This is a genomic window from Dorea sp. AF24-7LB (assembly GCF_003478575.1).
Lineage (GTDB): Bacteria > Bacillota > Clostridia > Lachnospirales > Lachnospiraceae > Dorea_D > Dorea_D hominis.
The window spans coordinates 1-2,598 of record NZ_QUFR01000027.1 but is presented as its reverse complement, the minus strand read 5'-3'; the positions used below and the strand labels follow the sequence as shown (position 1 = coordinate 2,598).

Below are 2,598 nucleotides of genomic sequence, written 5' to 3'. Positions count from 1 at the left end.
GAATTGAACTAAATCGCTGCGCGATGGCCTGCGAAGGCTGTGGCGCAGTTTTCACTTTGACTTAAAAAGGCAGTAGATAATGAGCCCTAAAAGTAGTATTGTTAAATCACCACAAAATAACAATTGAACAGGATCACCATTAACACTGCCATGAATAGAATAACACCAGAATCTCTTTTTCTCAAGAGGGTATCTTTAATACGTGGACCTCCATGATAGCAGTGACTCATTAACGTTACTAGTATCATGGAGGTTTATTATGTACGAAAAATATTTTAACAAGCTCAGAGAGGAATGCCTTATTCGTAACAGGTCCTCCCGAACTGCAGATGCCTATATCAACAACATATGTCACTTTATGAAGTGGACAGGCTATAAATCAATGGAAGATTTATCCCTTCAGGATGCCAGATCATTTATACTGGAAAAACGTAATTCCGGTCTTTCATCTGCAACCTGCAACTTTTATAATTCTTCCATTTGCTTTCTATACAAACATGTCTTACATATTCCATGGGATCAAGACATTGTTCCAAGAATGCGATTGGATGTAAAGCTTCCGAAAGTGCTTTCTCTTGAAGAAATTGAAAAGTTAATCAATTCTGCAACCCAGATCCGTAACAAAGCAATCATTGCCCTGCTTTATTCATCTGGAATGCGTGTAGGAGAACTTGTCTCTCTTAGACCTGAAGATATCTATATGAGTACTATGCAGGTATATATTTCCAAAGGGAAGAATCATCGTGACAGATGGACGATCCTTTCAGAAAGAGCCCTTGATTTACTAAAGGAATACTGGAGAAGTTATCCGGTAAAAAGAGAGTATCTTTTTGTTTCTTTAGATGCTCCTCATGAGCCACTAAAAGTGAGTGGTGTTGAAATCATGCTCAGGGCAGTAGGAAAAACAGCGGGCATTGAAGCACATCCGCATACGCTTCGCCATTCCTTTGCAAGCCACATGATTGAGCAAGGTGTCCCGATCAACTATGTACAAGCAATGCTTGGACACCGCTGTCTGGAATCAACACAGGTATACATCCACATATCCAATAAAACTGTTATGGGAATAAAGAGTCCGCTTGATCATCCTGCCAAGAAAAAACGGGGGCGTAAATCTAAGAGAAACGCAGGTGATGCAAATGAATCATGACATCACCATTCAGGATGTATTCCATCAATTTCTTCCGCAATACTGTGAGACACACAACTTTTCTCTCCAACAGCAACTAACGGCACTGTGTATCTCCAAATGCCATACGCTTGAAATGGGAGCCAATTTAAGCGAATGCGAAAGCTGTCACAAGAAATATATTCATTATAATTCCTGCAAGAACCGTCACTGCCCCATGTGTCAAGGAATGGAGGTCGATGAATGGATTGACAAACAGCAGGAAAATGTACTGGATGTTCCATACTTTCATACGGTCTTTACAGTTCCAGAAGAATTATATTCCCTGATCTATTCAAATCAGAAACTCCTTTATGATACTTTGTACCATGCAGCACATCAAACAATGGCAGAGCTGTCTGCGGATCCGAAGCATCTTGGAGCAAGGATTGGATATATCTGCGTACTTCATACCTGGGGCTCCAGGATGAACTATCATCCTCATCTCCACACCATTGTTCTTGGCGGTGGACTTGATGCTGCAAATAAGTGGAAGGATAAAGGAAAGAAGTTTTTCTTTCCGGTTAAGGTCATGTCTGCTGTCTTCAAAAAGTATTATCTTCGTGAGCTGAAACAACTCTGGGAAGATAAAAAACTTGAGTATCATGGAACGGCAGCACATTTGAAAAATCATTATGAATTCAAAGCTTTACTGAATTTCCTCTACGATAAGAACTGGGTTGTCTATATGAAGGAGGCATTCAATGGAGCGAATTCTGTGATCCAATACCTTGGCCTTTACACTCATCGTATCGCTATCAGTAACCGTAGAATTGTCAGCATGACAGATGAAACTGTTACCTACCTCGTAAAGGATTACAAGAATGGCGGTAAATATATCGAACAAACCATTAAAGGAACAGAGTTTCTGCGAATGTTTCTAATGCATGTGCTCCCAAAAGGTTTTGTCCGAATTCGCCACTATGGACTGCTTTCCTGTAGGAACAAGAAAGAAAAGATGGCACACTGCCGGAAGCTTCTCAACTGCATTCAATATATTTCAAAACTCCGAGGTAAGACCTTCGCTGAGAAGCTGATGATCATTTACAAAAAGGATATCTGTAAATGTGAAGCCTGTGGAGGAAATCTTCTTTCGCTATCGATTCGAGGACGCTACATGTTGACTTGAGCGAAGGCATTTGAATACTGAAAAACAGCCGTCTGAATGAAGGCTTATTAAGTGCACCCTTCATTCGATAAAACAGGTTACTATTTTTTAAAACATGCTGGAATCAGTTTCCAATGCATAGATTTTTTGGTAAAATCAAGAAGAAGGAAATCGATTGAAACTCCATACTGTATCGGCTGGAGTGACGCGATTTTGTTCAATAGGTAAAAATCGATGTGCAGTCCAGAGAAAAGGGCAGCTATCAATAGATGGTAAGCTGTTTTTTTCTCTGTCCTGACACCGATTGTTCACGTATCAATTT

The 2,598-nt window shown here is 40.2% G+C and carries 2 protein-coding genes; both read left to right on the top strand.

Annotated elements, in window-relative coordinates; translation table 11 throughout:
* Nucleotides 1–259 precede the first annotated feature (259 nt).
* Nucleotides 260–1,150, top strand: a complete 891-nt coding sequence (locus DWY31_RS13775; RefSeq protein WP_118520983.1) for a tyrosine-type recombinase/integrase — start codon at nt 260–262, stop codon at nt 1,148–1,150.
* Nucleotides 1,140–2,297 (top strand): IS91 family transposase, encoded by a 1,158-nt coding sequence (locus DWY31_RS13770; protein ID WP_118520981.1) that lies wholly within the window; start codon nt 1,140–1,142, stop codon nt 2,295–2,297. Before DWY31_RS13775 ends, DWY31_RS13770 begins: the two co-directional genes overlap by 11 nt.
* Nucleotides 2,298–2,598 lie beyond the last annotated feature (301 nt).